Below are 21278 nucleotides of genomic sequence, written 5' to 3' on the forward strand. Positions count from 1 at the left end.
ACTCGATGAAGCAGATCCTCTTCTCCGGAATGATCGGGCTCTTCCTGACCTTGATCGGCACTCCGGTGCTGATCAAGCTGCTGGCCAAAAAGGGATACGGGCAGTTCATCCGTGATGACGGCCCGCGTGATCACCACAGCAAGCGCGGTACGCCCACCATGGGTGGTATCGCCTTCATCCTGGCCACGATCATCGCCTATGTGCTGACCAAGGTCATCACGAGCAGCGACCCCACCTTCTCCGGTGTGCTGGTGCTGTTCCTGATGGCGGGCATGGGCCTGGTCGGCTTCCTCGACGACTACATCAAGATCGTCAAGCAGCGTTCGCTGGGCCTGCGGGCCAAGGCCAAGATGGCCGGCCAGCTGATCGTCGGTATCGCCTTCGCGGTGCTCTCGCTCCAGTTCGCCGACCTGCGCGGACAGACCCCGGCCTCCGACCGGCTCTCGTTCACCCAGGACTTCGGCTGGCAGATCGGCCCGGTGATCTTCGTGATCTGGGCGCTGTTCATGATCCTGGCGATGTCCAACGGCGTGAACCTCACCGACGGCCTCGACGGCCTGGCCACCGGCGCCTCGGTGATGGTCTTCGGCGCGTACACGTTCATCGGCATCTGGCAGCACCAGGAGTCGTGCGCCAACCAGATCACCGCGGGACCGGGCTGTTACGAGGTCCGCGATCCACTCGACCTCGCGGTCGTCGCCTCGGCACTGATGGGTGCCTGCTTCGGCTTCCTGTGGTGGAACACCTCGCCCGCCAAGATCTTCATGGGGGACACCGGTTCGCTGGCCCTGGGCGGCGCGCTGGCCGGTCTGGCCATCTGCTCCCGTACGGAGCTGCTGCTGGCCATCCTCGGCGGTCTCTTCGTCCTGATCACCATGTCGGTGGTCATCCAGGTCGGCTCGTTCCGGCTCACCGGTAAGCGGGTCTTCCGGATGGCCCCACTCCAGCACCACTTCGAACTCAAGGGGTGGTCGGAAGTCCTTGTGGTGGTCAGATTCTGGATCATCCAGGGCATGTGCGTGATCGTCGGACTCGGCATCTTCTACGGCGGCTGGCAGGCGGCCAAGTGACCACCCCGAGCCCGGCGGACTTCGCCGGTCAGCACATCACCGTCGCCGGCCTGGGCGTGAGCGGCATCAGTGCCGCCCGCGCGCTGGCCGGCCTCGGCGCCCGCGTCACCGTCGTGGACGGCGGCGACAGCGAGAAGCAGCAGGCCGCCGCGCACGAGCTGGAAGCGGAAGGGATCACGGTCCGCCTCGGCGACGGCGCGACCCTTCCCGCGGGCACGGACCTCGTCGTCACCTCGCCCGGCTGGAAGCCGGACAGCCCGCTGTTCGCGGCGGCCGCCGCGGCCGCGGTGGACGTGGTCGGCGATGTCGAGATCGCGTGGCGGCTCCGCGGTCCTGACGCGGCCGCCTGGCTCGGGGTCACCGGCACCAACGGCAAGACCACCACGGTGCGGATGCTGGCCTCGATCCTGGCCGCCGAAGGGCTGCACACCACGGCCGTCGGCAACATCGGCACCCCGATCATCGATGTCGTCCTCGGCCAGGGCAAGGACGGCGAGCGCCCCTACGACGTGCTCGCCGTCGAGCTCTCCAGCTACCAGCTGCACTGGGCGCCCTCGCTGCGCGCGCACTCCGCCACGGTCCTCAACCTCGCGCCCGACCACCTCGACTGGCACGGCTCCATGCAGGCGTACGCCGCCGACAAGGGCCGGATCTACGAGGGCAACACCGTCGCCTGCGTCTACAACGTGGCCGACAAGGCGACCGAGGACCTGGTGCGCGAGGCCGACGTCGAGGAGGGCTGCCGTGCCATCGGCTTCACCCTCGGCACCCCCGGCCCCTCCCAACTGGGCGTCGTCGAGGGCATCCTCGTCGACCGTGCCTTCGTGGAGAACCGTCAGCAGCAGGCCCAGGAGCTCGCCGAGGTCTCCGACATCGCGCCCGGCTCCGGGACCCCCGCCCCGCACAACATCGCCAACGCCCTCGCGGCGGCGGCGCTGGCCCGTGCCTTCGGGGTCCGTCCCGCCGCCGTACGCGACGGACTGCGCGCCTTCCACCCCGAGGCCCACCGCATCCAGCACATCGCGGACCTCGACGGCGTCACCTACATCGACGACTCCAAGGCGACCAACACCCACGCCGCCGAGGCGTCGTTGGCGGCGTACGAGCACATCGTGTGGATCGCCGGCGGGCTCGCCAAGGGCGCGACCTTCGACGAGCTGGTGCAGAAGTCGGCGGCCCGGCTGCGCGGTGTGGTGCTGATCGGTGCCGATCGGGCGCTGATTCGCGAAGCCCTGGCGCGACACGCCCCCGATGTCCCGGTGGTCGACCTCGACCGGACCGACACTGGGGCGATGCCTGAGGCGGTCCGGGAAGCGACCCGCCTGGCCGAGCCCGGCGACACCGTCCTGCTGGCTCCGGCCTGTGCCTCGATGGACATGTTCGTCAATTACAACAAGCGGGGCGAGGCCTTCGCCGACGCGGTCGGTGAGCTGACCGCACGGGATCACTAGACCGTTTCTCCCCGCTGTCGTCGTCAGCCGGCGGCGAGCGCACCTGTGGAGGGGACGAGGATGACGGCCCGATCGGCGAAGGCGGCCCCGTCGCGTCCGCGTCGGCCGTCCACGGTGCGAGGGCCGCGCGGGGGCCGCACACCGGGCGGCCCCCGAGGGCTCCACACCCGGCTGAAACGGGCCTGGGACCGCCCGCTGACCGCGTACTACCTGATCCTCGGCGGCAGCCTGCTGATCACCGTCCTGGGGCTGGTGATGGTCTACTCGGCGTCCCAGATCAAAGCGCTCCAGTCCGGCCTGGCCCCGACGTACTTCTTCCGCAAGCAACTGCTCGCCGCCGTCCTCGGCGGCGGGCTGCTGCTGGCCGCCTCCCGGATGACGGTGCGGCTGCACCGCGGGCTGGCCTATCCGCTGCTCGCCGTCTCGGTGTTCCTGATGTGCCTGGTGCAGATTCCGGGCATAGGGGTCGCGGTCAACGGCAACCAGAACTGGATCAACCTCGGCGGCCCCTTCCAGATGCAGCCGAGCGAGTTCGCCAAGCTCGCGCTGGTGCTGTGGGGCGCCGATCTGCTGGCCCGCAAACAGGACAAACGGCTGCTGGTGCAGTGGAAGCATCTGCTGGTGCCGCTGATCCCCGTGGCGTTCCTGCTGCTCGGGCTGATCATGCTCGGCGGCGACATGGGCACCGCGATCATTCTCACGGCGATCCTCTTCGGGCTGCTGTGGCTGGCGGGTGCGCCGACCCGGCTGTTCGTCGGGGTGCTGGGCAGCGCCGCACTGATCGGGGCGCTGCTGATCAAGACCAGCGCGAACCGGATGTCCCGGCTGGCCTGCATCGGTGCGACCGATCCGGGCCCCGGCGACCAGTGCTGGCAGGCCGTGCACGGCATCTACGCTCTGGCGTCCGGCGGATTCTTCGGTTCCGGCCTCGGTGCGAGTATGGAAAAATGGGGAGAACTCCCCGAACCGCACACCGACTTCATCTTCGCCATCACCGGGGAGGAACTGGGTCTGGCGGGGACGCTGTCGGTGCTCGCCCTCTTCGCGGCTCTAGGCTATGCGGGTATCCGCGTGGCCGGACGCACGGAGGACCCCTTCGTACGGTACGCCGCGGGAGGCGTGACCACCTGGATCACGGCCCAGGCCGTGATCAACATCGGTGCGGTGCTCGGCCTGTTGCCGATCGCCGGTGTCCCGCTCCCGCTGTTCTCCTACGGAGGCTCCGCCCTGCTGCCGACGATGTTCGCCATCGGGCTGCTGATCGCCTTCGCGCGTGACGAGCCCGCTGCACGGGCGGCGTTGGCGGCGCTGGCCACGCGGAAGCCGGTTTTCGGAAGAAAACCGGCTGGGGTGAGATGGAAGACGATGAGACGGCGCGTCAAGAAGCGGCCGTCCGGAGAGCGGTGAATTTCGGTGCATGTCGTACTCGCCGGTGGGGGGACCGCCGGCCACATCGAGCCCGCGCTCGCCCTCGCGGACGCACTGCGAAGGCAGGACCCCACCGTGGGGATCACGGCACTCGGTACGGAGAAGGGCCTGGAGACCCGCCTCGTCCCGGAACGCGGCTATGAGCTGGGCCTCATCCCGGCCGTGCCGCTGCCGCGCAAGCCCACACCCGAACTGATCACCGTCCCCGGGCGGCTGCGCGGCACGATCAAGGCCGCCGAGCAGATCCTGGAGCGTACGAAGGCGGACTGCGTCGTCGGCTTCGGCGGCTATGTGGCGCTGCCCGGCTATCTGGCCGCCAAGCGCCTCGGGGTGCCGATCATCGTCCACGAGGCCAATGCCCGGCCCGGCCTGGCCAACAAGATCGGCTCGCGGTACGCCAAGTTCGTCGCCGTCAGCACCCCCGACAGCAAGCTGCGCGGTGCCCGTTATGTCGGCATTCCGCTGCGCCGCACCATCGCCACCCTGGACCGTGCCGCGGTGCGCCCCGAGGCGCGGGCCGCCTTCGGTCTCGACCCCAACCTCCCGACCCTGCTGGTGTCCGGTGGTTCCCAGGGTGCCCGCCGGCTGAACGAGGTCGTTCAGGCCGCCGTGCCGGTCCTCCAGCGCGCCGGCATCCAGGTGCTGCACGCGGTCGGCCCGAAGAACGAACTGCCGCATGTGGACAACATGCCCGGGATGCCCCCCTATGTCCCGGTACCGTACGTGGACCGGATGGATCTCGCGTACGCCGCGGCCGACATGATGCTCTGCCGCGCGGGCGCAATGACCGTCGCCGAGTTGTCCGCTGTCGGGCTCCCGGCCGCGTTCGTCCCGCTGCCCATCGGCAACGGCGAACAGCGGCTCAACGCCCAGCCGCTGGTCAACGCAGGCGGGGGCCTGCTGGTCGATGACGCCCAGCTGACCCCGGACTGGGTGCAGAACAGCGTGCTCCCGGTCCTGGCCGATCCGCACCGGCTGTACGAGATGTCCCGCGCGGCCTCCGAGTTCGGCCGCAGGGACGCCGACGAGCTGCTGGTCGGCATGGTGTACGAGGCGATCGCGCAGCGCAACAAGTAGCGCACGAGAGAAGGCAGGGAGCGTGGCCGGACCGACAACCGCCCGCCGCGGCGAGAAGAAGTCACTGTCCGGCCCGCCCTCCGCCGCGCCGCCCGGCGGCCCGCGGCTGCGGTGGGTGCGCCTTCCCTTTCGCGCGCCGGGCCGCCGTAGTCTGATCATCATCACGGTCGTCGCGGTGCTGCTCGGCGCGTTCGGCGCCTGGGCCCTCTACGCCTCGAACTGGCTCCGGCTGGAACGCGTCAAGGCCACCGGCACCAAGGTGCTGACGCCGCATGAGGTCACCGAGGCGGCACGCGCCCCGATGAACGCCCCGCTGGTCTCCGTGGATACGGACGCCCTCGCCCGCCGGCTGCGCGCGCGGCTGCCGCGCATCAAGACCGTTGATGTCGAGCGGTCCTGGCCGCACACGATCGGTCTGAAGGTGATCGAAAGGGTGCCGGAGCTGGTGATGCGAGCGGGCGGAAAGTTCACCGAAGTGGACACCGAAGGCGTCCGGTTCGCCACCGTCGGCACGGCCCCCAAGGGTGTTCCGCTTCTGGAAATGGCCGTATCCGACTCCCCGAGTCTGCATCGTTTCGGAATCGACCGGTTGCGGCGTGCGGCCGTCGAGGTGACCCAGGATCTGCCCGCGGCCGTGCGCCAGGACGTACGCAAGGTGCGTGTACGGTCCTACGACGCCATCACCCTCGAACTGACCGGCGGCCGTTCGGTCGCCTGGGGCAGTCGCGAAGAGGGCGCCGAAAAGGCAAAGGTGCTGACCGCGCTGCTGAAAGCGGCACATGCCGGGCGTCACTTCGACGTGTCGGTGTCCAGCGCCCCTGCGGTGTCCGGGAGTTGACGTGCCGCGTCGCAGGCCAGCACCCTGGATGGCTACGACTATGGGTGATCACATAGGGTGAAAAGAAAAACGGGAGGTTCGGCGTGTTCGTTGAACGGGCGCGCCTTGTCGACTTAGTGTCTCGTTCCAAAGGGACTATGGAACCAAGGAACACAGGCACAGGTAACCCTAAACTTCAACGTTAGGGTTCGGGTCGGCGATACGAACCGTCCCATCGGCATCAGTCGGCGTCCACACGCACGTGCGGCGACGACACGTAACTCGAGGCGAGAGGCCTTCGACGTGGCAGCACCGCAGAACTACCTCGCAGTCATCAAGGTCGTCGGCATCGGCGGCGGTGGCGTGAACGCCATCAACCGGATGATCGAGGTCGGGCTCAAGGGCGTCGAGTTCATCGCGATCAACACCGATGCGCAGGCGCTGCTGATGAGCGACGCCGACGTCAAGCTCGACGTCGGCCGCGAAATGACGCGCGGACTCGGCGCCGGCGCCAACCCGGATGTGGGTCGGAAGGCGGCCGAGGACCACCGCGAGGAGATCGAGGAGGTCCTCAAGGGGGCCGACATGGTCTTCGTGACCGCGGGTGAGGGCGGCGGCACCGGCACCGGCGGCGCACCCGTCGTCGCCAACATCGCCCGCTCGCTGGGCGCCCTGACGATCGGTGTGGTCACCCGGCCGTTCACCTTCGAGGGCCGCCGTCGTGCCAACCAGGCCGAGGACGGCATCGCCCAGCTGCGCGAAGAGGTCGACACCCTCATCGTGATTCCCAACGACCGGCTGCTGTCCATCTCGGACCGTCAGGTGAGCGTGCTCGACGCGTTCAAGTCCGCGGACCAGGTGCTGCTGTCGGGTGTTCAGGGCATCACCGATCTGATCACCACCCCGGGCCTGATCAACCTCGACTTCGCCGACGTCAAGTCCGTGATGTCGGAGGCCGGTTCCGCGCTCATGGGCATCGGCTCCGCGCGGGGCGACGACCGAGCGGTGGCCGCCGCGGAAATGGCGATCTCCTCGCCACTCCTGGAGGCCTCCATCGACGGCGCCCGAGGGGTGCTGCTCTCCATCTCCGGCGGTTCCGACCTCGGTCTCTTCGAGATCAACGAGGCCGCACAGCTGGTCAGCGAGGCCGCACACCCGGAAGCCAACATCATCTTCGGCGCGGTCATCGACGACGCGCTGGGCGACGAGGTCCGGGTGACGGTCATCGCCGCGGGCTTCGACGGCGGTCAGCCGCCGGCCCGCCGCGATGCGCAGTCCGCACTGTCGTCCCAGAAGCGCGAGGAGCCCGCCCCGGCCCCGAGCCGTCCGGCCGCTCCGCCGGAGCCGCGTTCGTCGTCCTTCGGCGGACTGGGTTCGGTGCCCGTACGGGACGAGGAGCCGGCCCCGGCCGAATCCTCCGCGCTGGGCGAGGTCCCGTCGCCCCCGTCGAGCGCCCCGCAGGTTCCTCCGGCCCGTCCGTACTCGGACTCCGCGGCCGAGGAACTGGACGTCCCCGACTTCCTGAAGTGACCGAAGCACCGAAGTGATAGGGCAACAGCACCACGAGAGCGGCGCGCATTTCGCCTTCACCGACAGGTGGGGCGGGGTGAGCGCCGCTCCGTACGATCAGCTCAACCTGGGCGGTGCGGTCGGCGACGACCCGCAGGCCGTACGCGCCAACCGCGCCCGCGCCGCCGTGGAACTCGGCCTCGACCCGGCCGCGGTGGTCTGGATGAACCAGGTGCACGGCCGGGACGTCGCGGTGGTCGACGGGCCCTGGTACGGCGACGACATTCCCGCTGTGGACGCGGTGGTGACCGACCGCCGGGGCCTGGCGCTGGCCGTTCTGACCGCCGACTGCACCCCGGTCCTGCTGGCCGATCCGGTCGCCGGGGTGGCGGGGGCGGCGCACGCCGGCCGGCCCGGTCTGGTCGCCGGGGTCGTCCCGGCGGTCGTCGAGGCGATGGTGAAGCGGGGCGCGGTGCCGGCGCGGATCGTCGCGTACACCGGACCGGCGATCTGCGGGCGGTGTTACGAGGTGCCCGAGGCGATGCGTTCCGATGTCGCCGCGGCGGTGCCCGAGGCCCGTGCGACGACCAGCTGGGGCACTCCCGCGGTGGACGTCACCGCGGGGGTACGGGCCCAACTCGCCGTGGCGGGCGTGCCGGTGCGTGAGGATCCCCACATCTGCACCCTCGAATCCGCCGACCACTTCTCTTACCGGCGCGACCGTACGACGGGACGGCTCGCGAGCTATGTATGGCTCGGGGACATCCCCGGCCCGCGGCTGGGGGAGGCCGAGCTGTGACGGACGACCGCAAGACGCAACTGGCGCAGAACCTGGCACAGGTGGAGGAACGTATCTCCGCCGCCTGCGCCAGGGCCGGCCGGCCGCGTGACGAGGTGACCCTGATCGTGGTCACCAAGACCTACCCCGCGAGCGATGTCCGGCTGCTCGCGGAGCTGGGGGTGCGGCAGGTCGCGGAGAATCGCGATCAGGAGGCGGCGCCCAAGGCCGCTGAATGTGCTGATTTGCCCCTTACTTGGCACTTCGTTGGTCAGCTCCAGACGAACAAGGTGCGGTCTGTGGCCGGTTATGCCGGAATTGTTCAGTCCGTCGACCGGGCCCGACTCGTCACCGCGCTCTCCAAGGAAGCGGTGCGTGCCGAGCGTGAACTGGGTTGTCTGATCCAGGTGGCGCTCGACGCGGAGTCGGGGGAGCGGGGTGAGCGCGGCGGGGTGGCGCCCGACGGCGTCGAGGCGCTCGCCGAGGTGATCGCCGGGGCCCGGGGTCTGCGGCTCGACGGTGTGATGACCGTGGCGCCGCTGGCCGGGCCGTACGCCGGACGTGAACTCGCCGCTTTCGAACGGCTCATGGAAATCTCATCCGACCTGCGCGCCGCACATCCTGCTGCCAACATGGTGTCAGCAGGCATGAGCGCGGACCTCGAAGACGCCGTGGCGGCCGGGGCGACACATGTGCGCGTCGGCACTGCGGTACTCGGAGTCAGACCACGGCTCCGGTAACGTCGCCAAGCAAGTCGGACCACAGCACAAAATATGGTCATTCCCGCAAAAAGCGGGCAGGCCGCGTGGATCCAAGGCCCCTGGTGACGGAGCCGATCCACCACAGAGCGGAGGACGCAGAGAATGGCCGGCGCGATGCGCAAGATGGCGGTCTACCTCGGCCTCGTGGAGGACGATGGGTACGACGGCCGGGGGTTCGACCCCGATGACGAGTTCGAGCCCGAGCTTGACCCGGAACCCGATCGGGGACGGCGTCAACAGCACCAGGTGCAGGCCGAAATTCCCCCGGAACGGGAGGAACCCGTCCGTGCCGTGACGCCTCCGGCGCAACGCGAACCGGCCCCGCTCGCCGCGGAAAGCGGACGACCCGCGCGAATCGCCCCCGTGGCATCCATCACACCCGAACGCCCAAATCTGGAGAAGAACGCACCGGTGATCATGCCCAAGGTTGTGTCCGAGCGGGAGCCCTACCGCATCACCACACTGCACCCCCGGACCTACAACGAAGCCCGTACCATCGGGGAACACTTCCGTGAGGGCACTCCGGTGATCATGAATCTGACGGAGATGGATGACACCGACGCGAAGCGACTTGTCGACTTTGCGGCCGGTTTGGTGTTTGGTCTTCACGGCAGTATCGAGCGGGTGACGCAGAAGGTGTTCCTGTTGTCTCCTGCTAACGTCGATGTCACGGCGGAGGACAAGGCCCGTATCGCAGAGGGTGGGTTCTTCAACCAGAGCTGAGACGCAACACCGGGCACACCGAGGCCGTAAGGCCAACACAGGAGCAAGGCAAGGGGAGAGGGACGCGCGAGATGAGTGTTTTTGGTCAGGTGATCTACATCGCGCTGTACTGCTTCCTGATCGTGTTGATCTTCCGGCTGGTGATGGACTATGTCTTCCAGTTCGCCCGTTCATGGCAACCCGGCAAGGCGATGGTGGTCGTTCTTGAGGCCGCCTACACTGTCACTGATCCGCCACTCAAGCTTCTGCGGCGGGTCATCCCGCCGCTGCGTCTCGGGGGCGTGGCGCTCGACCTGTCCTTCTTCGTATTGATGATCATCGTGTACATCCTGATCACCGTCGTGAGGTCGGTGTTGTTGGTGTGAACGATACGGTCTTGCCGATTGCCGACGACTACGTTGAGGTGAAGTAGAGATGCCGTTGACCCCCGAGGACGTGCGGAACAAGCAGTTCACGACCGTCCGCCTCCGAGAAGGCTATGACGAGGACGAGGTCGATGCCTTCCTCGATGAGGTCGAAGCCGAACTGACCCGGCTCCTGCGGGAGAACGAGGACCTTCGCGCCAAGCTGGCCGCTGCCACCCGTGCCGCCGCGCAGAACCAGCAGCAGCAGGGTCTGCGCAAGGGACCGGACCAGCAGCAGGAGCAGCAGCAGCGGCCCGGGTCTCCGGTGCCCGCCGCCATATCCGGTCCGCAGCCGGTGCCGCCGCAGCAGCAGCAGGGGATGGGTGGCCCGCCCCAACTGCCCGGTGGTGCACCGCAGCTGCCTCCTGGTCCCGGTGGCCACGGCCCCGGTCCGCAGGGCCCGCACGGCCCCGGTCCGATGGGCCCCGGCGGTCCGATGGGTGGCCCGATGGGCGGCCCCGGCGGACCGCAGCAGCTGCCCCAGGGCGGCCAGCAGGGTGGTCCCGGTGGTGACAGCGCCGCGCGTGTGCTGTCGCTGGCACAGCAGACCGCCGACCAGGCGATCGCGGAGGCCCGTTCCGAGGCCAACAAGATCGTCGGCGAGGCGCGCAGCCGTGCCGAGGGCCTGGAGCGGGACGCCCGCGCCAAGGCCGATGCGCTGGAGCGGGACGCGCAGGAGAAGCACCGCGTGGCGATGGGCTCGCTGGAGTCGGCCCGCGCGACGCTGGAGCGCAAGGTCGAGGACCTGCGCGGCTTCGAGCGCGAGTACCGCACGCGACTGAAGTCCTACCTGGAGAGCCAGCTGCGTCAGCTGGAGAACCAGGCGGACGACTCGCTGGCCCCGCCGCGGACGCCGGCCACCGCTTCGCTGCCGCCGTCGCCGTCGATGGCGTCGGCCGGTGCGGGTGCCATGGGTGGCAACCACACCATGGGTGGCGGTCAGCAGATGGGTGGCAACCACTCCATGGCCGGTCAGTCCAACGGTGGTCCGTCCTACGGCGGCCAGCAGCAGATGTCGCCGGCGATGACCCAGCCGATGGCTCCGGTGCGGCCGCAGAGCCCGCAGCCGATGCAGCAGACGCCGTCGCCGATGCGCGGCTTCCTCATCGACGAGGACGACAACTGACGTCCGCGTAGCGCGCACAGTCGGCAATCAGGGCCGGGCCCCGAGGGAACATTCCTTCGGGGCCCGGCCCTTTTGTGTGTACTTGTGCGCCCCGTCCGGGTACCTCCGCGGAAACGGCGGAGCCCCCCGGCGCGGGCTGCGCCGGGGGGCTCCGTACGCGGTGGTGACCGCGGGGGCGGTTATGCCTTGCGCAGCTGGAACGTCAGGGCCAGGCTCTCGTCGGTGAACGCGGGGCCGTAGGAACCGTCCGCCTCGCCGGGGGTGAATTCCTCGGCGAGCACCTCGTCGGAGATCAGGCCGGTGTGGTCGGCCAGCGCCGTGCGCACCTCCTCGTCGGTGGACTGCCAGCGCAGCGCGATCCGGTCGGCGACGTCCAGGCCGCTGTTCTTACGGGCCTCCTGGATCAGCCGGATCGCGTCGCGGGCCAGGCCCGCCCGGCGCAGCTCCGGGGTGATCTCCAGGTCGAGGGCGACCGTGGCGCCGGAGTCGGAGGCCACCGACCAGCCCTCGCGCGGGGTCTCGGTGATGATGACCTCGTCGGGGGCGAGCGAGACGGTCTCCCCGTCGACCTCGACGCTCGCCGTGCCCTCGCGCAGGGCGAGGGAGAGGGCCGCGGCGTCCGCGGCGGCGACGGCCTTCGCGACCGCCTGGACGCCCTTGCCGAAACGCTTGCCCAGGGCACGGAAGTTCGCCTTGGCGGTGGTGTCGACCAGGGATCCGCCGCCCCCTCGACCAGAGGAGGATTCAGCGAGCGAGGCCAGCGAGCTGACGTTGAGCTCCTCGGCGATCTGCGCCCGCAGGTCCTCGGACAGGCCCGCGAAGCCATGGGCCGCGACCAGCGCGCGGGACAGCGGCTGGCGGGTCTTCACCCCCGACTCGGCGCGGGTCGCCCGGCCCAGCTCGACCAGCCGGCGCACCAGCTGCATCTGGCCGGACAGCGCCGGGTCGATGAGCGCGCGGTCGGCTGCCGGCCAGCTGGTGAGGTGGACCGACGCCGGCGCCTCCGGGGTGACCGGGACGACCAGGTCCTGCCAGACCCGCTCGGTGATGAACGGGGTGAGGGGCGCCATGAGGCGGGTGACGGTCTCGATGACCTCGTGGAGCGTGCGCAGCGCGGCCGCGTCGCCCTGCCAGAAGCGGCGGCGGGAGCGGCGGACGTACCAGTTGGAGAGGTCGTCGACGAAGGAGGAGAGGAGCTTGCCGGCGCGCTGGGTGTCGAAGGACTCCAGCGACTCGGTGACCTGCTCGACCAGGGTGTTCAGCTCGCCGAGCAGCCAGCGGTCCAGCAGCGGGCGGTCCGCCGGGGCCGGGTCGGCCGCGGAGGGCGCCCAGCCGGACGTACGGGCGTACAGCGCCTGGAAGGCGACGGTGTTCCAGTACGTCAGCAGCGTCTTGCGGACGACTTCCTGGATGGTGCTGTGGCCCACCCGGCGGGCGGCCCACGGCGAGCCGCCGGCGGCCATGAACCAGCGGACCGCGTCGGCGCCGTGCTGGTCCATCAGCGGGATCGGCTGGAGGATGTTGCCCAGGTGCTTGGACATCTTCCGGCCGTCCTCGGCGAGGATGTGACCGAGGCAGACCACGTTTTCGTACGAGGACTTGTCGAAGACGAGCGTGCCGACGGCCATCAGCGTGTAGAACCAGCCACGGGTCTGGTCGATGGCCTCGGAGATGAACTGCGCCGGGTAGCGCTTCTCGAACAGCTCCTTGTTGCGGTAGGGGTAGCCCCACTGCGCGAACGGCATCGAGCCCGAGTCGTACCAGGCGTCGATGACCTCCGGGACGCGGGTCGCGGTGCCCTGGCAGGTCGGGCAGGCGAAGGTGATCTCGTCGATGAACGGGCGGTGCGGGTCCAGGCCGGACTGGTCGGTGCCGGTCAGCTCGGTCAGCTCGGTGAGCGAGCCGACGCAGGTGAGGTGGTTCTCCTCGCAGCGCCAGATGGGCAGCGGGGTGCCCCAGTAGCGGTTGCGGGACAGCGCCCAGTCGATGTTGTTGTTGAGCCAGTCGCCGAAGCGGCCGTGCTTGACCGACTCGGGGAACCAGTTGGTGCGCTCGTTCTCCCGCAGCAGGGCGTCCTTGACCGCTGTGGTGCGGATGTACCAGGAGGGCTGTGCGTAGTAGAGCAGCGCGGTGTGGCAGCGCCAGCAGTGCGGGTAGCTGTGCTCGTAGGCGAGGTGCCGGAAGAGCAGACCGCGGGCGTCGAGGTCGGCGACCAGCGCCTCGTCGGCCTTCTTGAAGAACTGACCGCCGACCAGGGCGAGTTCTTCCTCGAAGGTGCCGTCCGCGCGGACCGGGTTGATCACCGGCAGGTCGTACGCCTTGCAGGTCCTGAGGTCGTCCTCACCGAAGGCCGGGGCCTGGTGGACGAGGCCGGTGCCGTCGTCGGTGGTGACGTACTCGGCGTTGACGACGATGTTGGCGCCCTCCAGCTCCACGAGGGAGAACGGGCGCTCATAGGCCCAGCGCTCCATCTCGCGGCCGGTGAAGGACTCGCCGGTGGCGGTCCAGCCTTCGCCGAGGGCCTTCTCCAGCAGCGGCTCGGCGACGACCAGCTGCTCGCTGCCGTCGGTGGCGACGACATAGGTGACGTCGGGGTGCGCGGCGACGGCGGTGTTGGAGACCAGGGTCCAGGGGGTGGTCGTCCAGATCAGCAGCGAGGCCCGGCCGGCCAGCGGGCCGGACGTCAGCGGGAGGCGGACGAAGACCGAGGGGTCGACGACGTTCTCGTAGCCCTGGGCCAGCTCGTGGTCCGACAGGCCGGTGCCGCAGCGCGGGCACCAGGGGGCGACGCGGTGGTCCTGGACCAGCAGGCCCTTGTTGAAGATCTCCTTCAGCGACCACCACACCGACTCGATGTAGTCGGGGTCCATCGTGCGGTACGGGGCGTCCAGATCGGTCCAGTAGCCCATACGGGTCGTGAGCTCGGCGAAGGCGTCGGTGTGGCGGGTCACCGACTCGCGGCACTTGGCGTTGAACTCGGCGATGCCGTACGCCTCGATGTCCTTCTTGCCGTTGAAGCCCAGCTCCTTCTCCACGGCCAGCTCGACCGGGAGGCCGTGGCAGTCCCAGCCGGCCTTGCGGTCGACGTGGTAGCCCTGCATCGTGCGGAACCGGGGGAAGACGTCCTTGAAGACGCGCGCCTCGATGTGATGCGCGCCCGGCATGCCGTTGGCGGTCGGGGGGCCCTCGTAGAAGACCCACTCGGGCCGTCCCTCGGACTGCTGGAGGGTGCGGGCGAAGATCTTCTGTTCCTGCCAGAACTCGAGCACGGCATGCTCGAGGGCGGGGAGGTCTACCTGGGCGGGTACCTGGCGGTACTGGGGCTGCGGACTCATCGGGGGCTTCCTCCGGCGGACACCTGCTGTGTTTTCCGTCCGGAGGGACGAGAGCGTGCTCCCGCGGTACCACCCTCCTTGGCGGTGAGGATCCACCGCCCCCTCATTGGGGTCGCGCTGCCGGTTCTACTCGCCCCGGGGGTGATCCACGGGCTTTCTTCCGGCGGCTCCGGGGTGATCTTCACGTCGTGCACGCCCCCGGGCTTCCACCGTCCCCGGGTCGCTCCTGGCTGCGTACGACGCTACTCGTCCCATCAATGCCTCTCGCTCGGCCCAGTGTACGGGGCCGTGCCGACACCGGCCGACCGAATTTACGGCAGCCGGGGGGCGGGCCGGGCCACCGGCGGCGTACGGGGGTGCCCGCTCTCCCACCGTGCCGCGTCCCGGCCCTCGCCGGGTCAGGTCCCGGCCCCTCGCCGGGCCGCGTCCGGGCTCCGCGGCGGGTCACGCCCGGCCCCTCGCCGCGCCGCGTCCGGGCGCGTGCCGTGACCCGAATGGCGAGCGGGCGGGTGCCGTGCCGACCGGCGGATTACCGGCCGGGGAGCGGGGCACAACCGAGACGGACCGGGCGTTCCGGGCCGGGTGGTGGGACCGGGAGGGCGGTGCGTCCCGTTGCCGCGTGGCGTGCGGCGATTTATCGTTCCCGTCACGATTCGCGAACAAAGTCACATAGGTGAAGGGGTCGCGGCCATGGTGGCGAAAAAGACCGCCGCGGAGAAGAGCACGACGCCTGCCGACGAGGCCGTCGCGAAGAAACCTGCACCGAAGAAGGCGGCTCCGAAGAAGGCCGCGGCCAAGAAGACGGCGGCCGGCACGACCACGCCGGTGAAGACCACGGCCGAAAAGGCGGCGCCGAAGAAGGCGGCCGCGAAGAAGACCACGAAGAAGACCGCAAAGAAGACCACGAAGAAGACCGCGAAGAAGACCGCGAAGAAGGCTCCGGCCACGACGGCCGCGGTGCCCGCGAAGAAGACGGGAGCCAAGACGGTGGCGGCGAAAAAGACTGCGGCCGCAACGGCCAAGGCACACGGCGACGACTCCGCGGTGCCCATGGTCCGGGTGGCCGCGGCGCCGGGAGAGCTCGCCGTACGGCCGGGCGAGGACCCCTGGACGCCAGGGGAGGTCGCCGCGGCGCGGACCGAACTGATGGAGGAGACGGCCCGGCTGCGGCTGGAGATCGTCTCGGCCGAGGACGCCATCGCCGGGCTGATGCGCGACTCCGGCGACGGAGCGGGCGACGACGAGGCCGACACCGGCACGAAGAACATCACCCGCGAACACGAGATGGCGCTCGCCTCCAACGCCCGCGAGATGCTCCACCAGACCGAGCGCGCCCTCGGCCGGCTGGACGCGGGCACCTACGGGCTGTGCGAGAACTGCGGCAACCCCATCGGCAAGGCGCGGATGCAGGCCTTCCCGCGCGCGACGCTGTGCGTGGAGTGCAAGCAGAAGGAGGAGCGCCGCTGAAGGCGGCCGGCAAGTGTCGCGGGCCGCACCCGGAGCGCCCGTGACCGTACGCGTGTGCCGTACTCTCGTGGTTCAGCCGGGCACGGCCCGGCCGTGTACACAACGGGTTGAGGGACTCACACGTGGCAGAGGCGGAACGCATCACCGGTACGCCGGAACCCGAGCCGGGTACCGGAGCGGATCCCATGACGGGCTCCGAGGGGGGAGGTCCGGTGGAGCCGGAAACGGGCGGCCGCGGCAAGCGGCGGATCGGCGCGCTGCTGCTGGTCGCGCTCGTCGTCTACCTGCTCGACCTGGGCAGCAAGGTGCTGGTCGTCGCGAAGCTGGAGCACCACGAGCCCATCGAGGTCATCGGGACGCTGCTCCAGTTCACCGTGATCCGCAACCGCGGGGCCGCGTTCAGCATGGGCGAGGCGCTGACGATCTTCCTCACCATCATCGCGGCGGTCGTGATCGTGGTGATCATCCGGATCGCCCGCAAGCTCTACAGCCTGCCCTGGGCGATCGCGCTCGGACTGCTGCTCGGCGGTGCCTTCGGCAACCTCACCGACCGGCTGTTCCGCTCGCCGGGGGTCTTCGAGGGCGCGGTGGTCGACTTCATCGCCCCGGCGCACTTCGCGGTCTTCAACCTCGCCGACTCCGGGATCGTCTGCGGCGGCATCCTGATCGTGATCCTTTCCTTCCGCGGACTGGACCCCGACGGGACCGTCCACAAGGACTGACCGGGGCCCGGAAGGGCCGGGGCCGTCCGGGTCCCGGCCGCCGGGCAGGGCACCGTGGTGGGACTGCCATACTCGTGGGGTGAGCACCATTCCCGAGATCCGCACCCTGCCCGTACCGGACGGCCTGGAGGGCGAGCGCGTCGACGCTGCGCTGGCCCGGATGTTCGGCTTCTCCCGTACGAAGGCGGCCGAACTCGCCGCCGCCGGCAAGGTCCGGGTCGACGGCTCCGAGGTGATGAAGTCCGAGCGGGTGAGCGGCGGCGCCTGGCTGGAAGTCGAGATGCCGCAGGCCGCGCCGCCCGTGGAGATCATCGCGGAGCCCGTCGAGGGCATGGAGATCGTGCATGACGACGACGACATCGTCGTGATCGTCAAGCCGGTCGGCGTCGCCGCGCACCCCAGCCCCGGCTGGACGGGAACGACCGTCATCGGCGGTCTGGCCGCGGCCGGCTACCGCATCTCCACCTCCGGTGCCGCCGAGCGCCAGGGCATCGTGCACCGCCTCGACGTCGGCACCTCGGGTCTGATGGTGGTCGCCAAGTCCGAGCGCGCCTACACCCTGCTCAAGCAGCAGTTCCGCGAGCGCACGGTCGACAAGCGCTACCACGCCCTGGTCCAGGGCCACCCGGACCCGATGAGCGGCACCATCGACGCCCCCATCGGCCGGCACCCGCAGCACGACTACAAGTGGGCGGTGACGGCCGAGGGCAAGGCGTCCGTCACGCACTACGACCTCATCGAGGCGTTCCGCGCGGCCAGCCTGCTCGACATCAAGCTGGAGACCGGCCGCACCCACCAGATCCGGGTGCACATGGCCGCGCACCGCCACCCCTGCGTCGGCGACCTGACCTACGGCGCCGACCCCACCCTCGGCAAGCGGCTCGGCCTCACCCGGCAGTGGCTGCACGCCATGCGGCTGGGCTTCGAGCACCCCTCCGACGGCCGCTGGGTCGAGTTCGAGAGCGCCTACCCGGACGATCTCCAGAAGGCCCTGGACACCGTCCGGGACGAGAGCAACTGACGCGGCGGGCATCCTGCGGGAGCCGACACAGCGGGCAACCGCGGGTGCCGTGGCACGCTGGGGTCGGAAAGTGATCGAATCCGACCCCGGAGCGTAGCCACCGTGGACCAGCTGGCTCTGATGTTCGTCCTTCTGCTCGGAGCCGTGGTCATGGTTCCGGTCGGCGACCGGCTGGGACTCCCTTCACCGGTGCTGATGACCCTCGTCGGTGGTGTCCTGGCACTGCTGCCGTTCGTGCCCAACGTCGAGGTACCGCCCGAGTTCATCCTGCCGGTGGTGCTGCCGCCGCTGCTCTACGCGGCCGTGCAGCGCACCTCCTGGCGGCAGTTCACCGCCAACCTCCGGCCGATCTTCCTGCTCGCCGTGGCACTGGTCTTCGCCACCACCGCCGCGGTCGCCGCCGTCGCCCAGGCGGTGGTGCCCGGTATGCCGGTGGCCGCCGCGGTGGTGCTCGGTGCGCTGGTCGCCCCGCCCGACCCGGTGGCCGCGACCGCCGTCGCCGGCAAGCTCGGGCTGCCCCGCCGGATGGTCTCGATCCTGGAGGGCGAGGGGCTGTTCAACGATGTCACCGCCATCGTGCTCTACCACGTCGCGCTCACCGCGGCGGTCACCGGAACCTTCTCGGTGCCCGGCGCGGTCGGCTCGCTGGTGCTCTCCGCGGTCGTCGCCATAGCGGTCGGCCTGGGGCTCGGCTGGCTCACCAACAAGCTGATGGGGCTGCTCGGCGACCCGACGCTCCAGATCGGTCTGACGCTGCTGGTGCCGTTCGTCGCGTACGTCCTGGCCGAGGAGTTCCGGGGCTCCGGGGTGCTCGCGGTGCTGACCTGCGCGCTCTTCCTGGCCGAGCACGCGGTCGATCCGGACGATGTGATGGGCCGGCTGGCCGGCTACACCTTCTGGGAGGTCGTCGACACCCTCGTCACCGGGGTCGCCTTCGGGCTGATCGGCCTGGAGCTGCACAACATCTTCGGGGCGGCCTCGCACCGTTGGGGCCAGTTGCTCGGGGCCGGCGCCGCCGTCGTCGGGGTGGTCGTCGGCGTGCGGCTGCTGTGGCTGCTGCCCGCCGCCTGGCTGGCCAAGCGGATGCACAAGCGCCGCGACTACGACGAGGAGATCCCGATGAGCTGGCGGGAGACGCTCATCATGTGGTGGTCGGGGATGCGCGGGGTGGCCTCGGTGGCGCTGGCGCTGGCCATCCCGTACAGCATCGACGGCGGCGGTGAGTTCCCGGTCCGCGACGAGATCCTCTTCATCGCCTTCGCGGTGGTGCTCAGCACCCTCCTCATCCAGGGCCTCACCCTGCCCTGGCTGGTGCGCAGGCTGCGGGTACGGGCCGACACCGATGCCGTCGACGCGCTGGAGCGGGAGCTGGCGCTCCGGGTGATCAAGGCGTCCAAGCGGCGGCTGAAGGAGATCCTGGAGGTCGAGGAGCTGCCCGACGAGGTCACCGACCAGCTGGCGCGCCGGGCGCACGACATCGGGGCCCGTATCGCGCCGGACATCGTCGACGACGAGCGGCGCGAGCTCTTCGAGAAGCGCATCACCCGCCTGAAGAAGGTGCAGCGCATCCAGGGGGAGATGCTCTCGGCCGCCCGGCACGAGGTGCTGGCGGCGCGCAGTGAACCGGGCGCCGACCCGGAGATCGTCGACCGGGTGCTGCGGCATCTGGACATGCGCAGCCTGCGGGGCGCGCCGTGAGGCCGTGACGGGGGAGCGGGGCGGGTGGGGCCAGCAGGGTCGATGGGGTTCAGCCCCGCGCGGACTCCGGGCCCGGCTCCCGGCCCCGGTCGAGCACGGGGGTGCCGGTAGGCGCCGGCGCGGTGCTGATCCGCGGCAGCGCGTAGGCGTGCTCGGCCTGTAGCCACTCCAGCATCCGCTCGCGGACCTCGCAGCGCACCGTCCAGAGGGTGTCCGCGTCCCGGGCGGTGACCAGCGCGCGCACCACGATCGTCGACGGTGTGGTGTCGGTGACCACCAGGCTCCAGGACCTGCCGTCCCACTCGGGGCACTCCTGGAGGACTTCCAGCAGCCGCTGGCGCATCTTCTCCACCGGTGCGCCGTGGTCGAGGTGGAAGAACACCGTGCCGGTCATCTGCGCACCGCCGCGCGACCAGTTCTCGAACGGCTTGCCGGTGAAGTACGACACCGGCATGGTGATCCGGCGCTCGTCCCAGGTCCGTACGGTCAGGAAGGTCAGCGTGATCTCCTCGACGGTGCCCCACTCGCCGTCCACGACGACGGTGTCCCCGATCCGCACCATGTCGCCGAACGCGATCTGGAGCCCCGCGAAGAGATTGCCGAGCGTGGACTGGGCGGCGATACCGGCGACGATGCCCAGCAGCCCGGCCGACGCCAGCATGGACGTGCCGACCGCCCGCATCGCCGGGAACGTCAGCAGCATCGAGGCGGCCGCGACGACGATCACCACGGCCGTCACCACCCGCTGGATCAGCGTCACCTGGGTCCGTACCCGCCGCACCCGCGCCGCGTCCCGGCCGCTCGCCGCGTAGCGCGAGTACGACGACTCGACGATCGCCGCCGCGGCCCGGACGACCAGCCAGGCGGCGGCCGCGATCAGGACCAGGTTCAGCGCCTGGCCGATGCCGGCCGCGTGTTTGTCGGCGGACTTGAGCCCCGCCTGCTCGAACGAGCCGCGCAAGAGGGCCGCGCAGAGCGCCACTTGCAGCGGTATCCGGCAGCGGCGCAGCAGCCCCCACAGCGGTGTCTCCGGATGGGCGGCATCGATCCGGCGCAGTGCCCGGTCGGTGAGCCAGACCAGGATGAGCGTGAGCAGGACCGCGCCGCCGATGACGACGACCGGACGCAGGACGTCCTCCAATGACACGAGACTCCTCCTCCGTGGGGTGCGAGGGGCTGTGGTGTGCTGGTACCCGGTCCCCGTGACCGTAACTGGCACGATGGGGGGAGATCGATCCAACCCCAGGGAAGTGATGTCAGTGCCGGCCTCCACCGAGTCCTCGACCAGCGGACTGTCGACGATTGTCCTGATTCATTCGGTGTGCGGGCTGCGTCCCGCGGTGCACGCGGCGGCGGACCGGCTGCGCGCCGCCGGGCATGAGGTGATCGTCCCCGATCTGTTCGACGGCCGGACCGCCGACTCGGTCCCGGACGGCATTCTCATCAAGGACGAGATCGGCAAGGAGGAGCTGCTCAAGCGCGCCATCACGGCCGTTGCGCCCTACTCCGACCGCGGACTGGTCTACGCCGGCTTCTCCTTCGGCGGCTCGGTCGCCCAGAACCTCGCGCTGGGCGACGAGCGGACCCGCGGGCTGCTGCTGCTGCACGGCACCTCGGACATCGCGGACGGCACCGTCGCCGACGACCTGCCGGTGCAGCTGCATGTCGCCGACCCGGACCCGTACGAGCCGCACGACTGGCTGAACGCCTGGTATCTCCAGATGCGCCGGGCCGGCGCGGACGTAGAGGTCTTCCGCTACGCCGGCGCCGGCCACCTCTTCACCGATCCCGATCTCCCCGACTACGACGCGGAGGCGGCGGAGAGCGCCTGGAAGGTGGCACTGGGCTTCCTCGCCGAGCTGTGAGCCGGTCGGTCGGGGGCGGGCCGGTG

At 70.1% G+C, this 21278-nt stretch carries 18 protein-coding genes; 16 read left to right on the forward strand and 2 right to left on the reverse strand.

Annotated elements, in window-relative coordinates; genetic code table 11:
* Positions 1-5: 5 nt before the first annotated feature.
* The 11 genes from mraY (at position 6) to M8I34_RS23920 (ending at position 11144) form a co-directional block, all read left to right on the forward strand.
* Entirely contained in the window at positions 6-1070 is a 1065-nt protein-coding gene (mraY, locus tag M8I34_RS23870; protein ID WP_030085860.1) for a phospho-N-acetylmuramoyl-pentapeptide-transferase, read from the forward strand.
* Complete coding sequence (murD, locus tag M8I34_RS23875) at positions 1067-2521, forward strand: UDP-N-acetylmuramoyl-L-alanine--D-glutamate ligase (RefSeq protein WP_250052230.1); 1455 nt, start codon at positions 1067-1069, stop codon at positions 2519-2521. Before mraY ends, murD begins: the two co-directional genes overlap by 4 nt.
* A 60-nt stretch (positions 2522-2581) precedes the next feature.
* Positions 2582-3928: a putative lipid II flippase FtsW gene (ftsW, locus tag M8I34_RS23880; protein WP_244415374.1), complete on the forward strand. Its 1347-nt coding sequence runs from the start codon at positions 2582-2584 to the stop codon at positions 3926-3928.
* Between the two features lie 6 nt (positions 3929-3934).
* Entirely contained in the window at positions 3935-5026 is a 1092-nt protein-coding gene (gene murG, locus M8I34_RS23885; protein WP_030988579.1) for an undecaprenyldiphospho-muramoylpentapeptide beta-N-acetylglucosaminyltransferase, read from the forward strand.
* Positions 5027-5048: 22 nt separating this feature from the next.
* Positions 5049-5864 (forward strand): FtsQ-type POTRA domain-containing protein, encoded by an 816-nt coding sequence (locus M8I34_RS23890; protein WP_250052232.1) that lies wholly within the window; start codon positions 5049-5051, stop codon positions 5862-5864.
* A 282-nt stretch (positions 5865-6146) separates the two neighbouring features.
* Entirely contained in the window at positions 6147-7373 is a 1227-nt protein-coding gene (gene ftsZ, locus M8I34_RS23895; RefSeq protein ID WP_250052234.1) for a cell division protein FtsZ, read from the forward strand.
* A gap of 13 nt (positions 7374-7386) precedes the next feature.
* The gene (gene pgeF / locus M8I34_RS23900; RefSeq protein ID WP_250052236.1) at positions 7387-8151 is read left to right on the forward strand and encodes a peptidoglycan editing factor PgeF; all 765 of its coding nucleotides are present in this window, start codon (positions 7387-7389) and stop codon (positions 8149-8151) included.
* Positions 8103-8870, forward strand: a complete 768-nt coding sequence (locus M8I34_RS23905) for a YggS family pyridoxal phosphate-dependent enzyme (RefSeq protein ID WP_250052238.1) — start codon at positions 8103-8105, stop codon at positions 8868-8870. The genes pgeF and M8I34_RS23905 overlap by 49 nt, the downstream gene beginning before the upstream one ends.
* A gap of 123 nt (positions 8871-8993) precedes the next feature.
* A complete protein-coding gene (locus M8I34_RS23910) occupies positions 8994-9614 on the forward strand; it encodes a cell division protein SepF (protein ID WP_030988586.1) in 621 nt (206 codons plus the stop codon).
* A 71-nt stretch (positions 9615-9685) separates the two neighbouring features.
* Positions 9686-9979 (forward strand): YggT family protein, encoded by a 294-nt coding sequence (locus M8I34_RS23915; protein ID WP_006606159.1) that lies wholly within the window; start codon positions 9686-9688, stop codon positions 9977-9979.
* A 49-nt stretch (positions 9980-10028) separates the two neighbouring features.
* Positions 10029-11144, forward strand: a complete 1116-nt coding sequence (locus M8I34_RS23920; RefSeq protein ID WP_244415384.1) for a DivIVA domain-containing protein — start codon at positions 10029-10031, stop codon at positions 11142-11144.
* A 179-nt stretch (positions 11145-11323) separates the two neighbouring features.
* Here the strand turns inward: M8I34_RS23920 and ileS are convergent, their stop codons facing one another.
* On the reverse strand, positions 11324-14479 hold the full coding sequence (ileS, locus tag M8I34_RS23925) for an isoleucine--tRNA ligase (RefSeq protein WP_250052240.1): 3156 nt from the start codon (positions 14477-14479) through the stop codon (positions 11324-11326).
* A gap of 690 nt (positions 14480-15169) precedes the next feature.
* Here ileS and M8I34_RS23930 point away from each other — a divergent pair.
* The 4 genes from M8I34_RS23930 (at position 15170) to M8I34_RS23945 (ending at position 19387) form a co-directional block, all read left to right on the forward strand.
* On the forward strand, positions 15170-15946 hold the full coding sequence (locus M8I34_RS23930) for a TraR/DksA C4-type zinc finger protein (protein WP_250052242.1): 777 nt from the start codon (positions 15170-15172) through the stop codon (positions 15944-15946).
* 122 nt (positions 15947-16068) lie between these two features.
* Positions 16069-16668 (forward strand): signal peptidase II, encoded by a 600-nt coding sequence (gene lspA, locus M8I34_RS23935; protein ID WP_250052244.1) that lies wholly within the window; start codon positions 16069-16071, stop codon positions 16666-16668.
* A gap of 79 nt (positions 16669-16747) precedes the next feature.
* The gene (locus M8I34_RS23940) at positions 16748-17689 is read left to right on the forward strand and encodes an RluA family pseudouridine synthase (RefSeq protein ID WP_030085886.1); all 942 of its coding nucleotides are present in this window, start codon (positions 16748-16750) and stop codon (positions 17687-17689) included.
* Between the two features lie 120 nt (positions 17690-17809).
* Positions 17810-19387 (forward strand): Na+/H+ antiporter, encoded by a 1578-nt coding sequence (locus M8I34_RS23945; protein WP_284050731.1) that lies wholly within the window; start codon positions 17810-17812, stop codon positions 19385-19387.
* A 49-nt stretch (positions 19388-19436) separates the two neighbouring features.
* Here M8I34_RS23945 and M8I34_RS23950 read toward each other — a convergent pair whose 3' ends face one another.
* On the reverse strand, positions 19437-20528 hold the full coding sequence (locus tag M8I34_RS23950) for a mechanosensitive ion channel family protein (RefSeq protein WP_250052384.1): 1092 nt from the start codon (positions 20526-20528) through the stop codon (positions 19437-19439).
* Positions 20529-20640: 112 nt separating this feature from the next.
* Here M8I34_RS23950 and M8I34_RS23955 point away from each other — a divergent pair, with 112 nt between their 5' ends.
* On the forward strand, positions 20641-21252 hold the full coding sequence (locus tag M8I34_RS23955) for a dienelactone hydrolase family protein (RefSeq protein WP_199812770.1): 612 nt from the start codon (positions 20641-20643) through the stop codon (positions 21250-21252).
* Positions 21253-21278 lie beyond the last annotated feature (26 nt).

The sequence above is a fragment of the Streptomyces sp. MCA2 genome, from assembly GCF_023544705.1.
Lineage (GTDB): Bacteria > Actinomycetota > Actinomycetes > Streptomycetales > Streptomycetaceae > Streptomyces > Streptomyces decoyicus.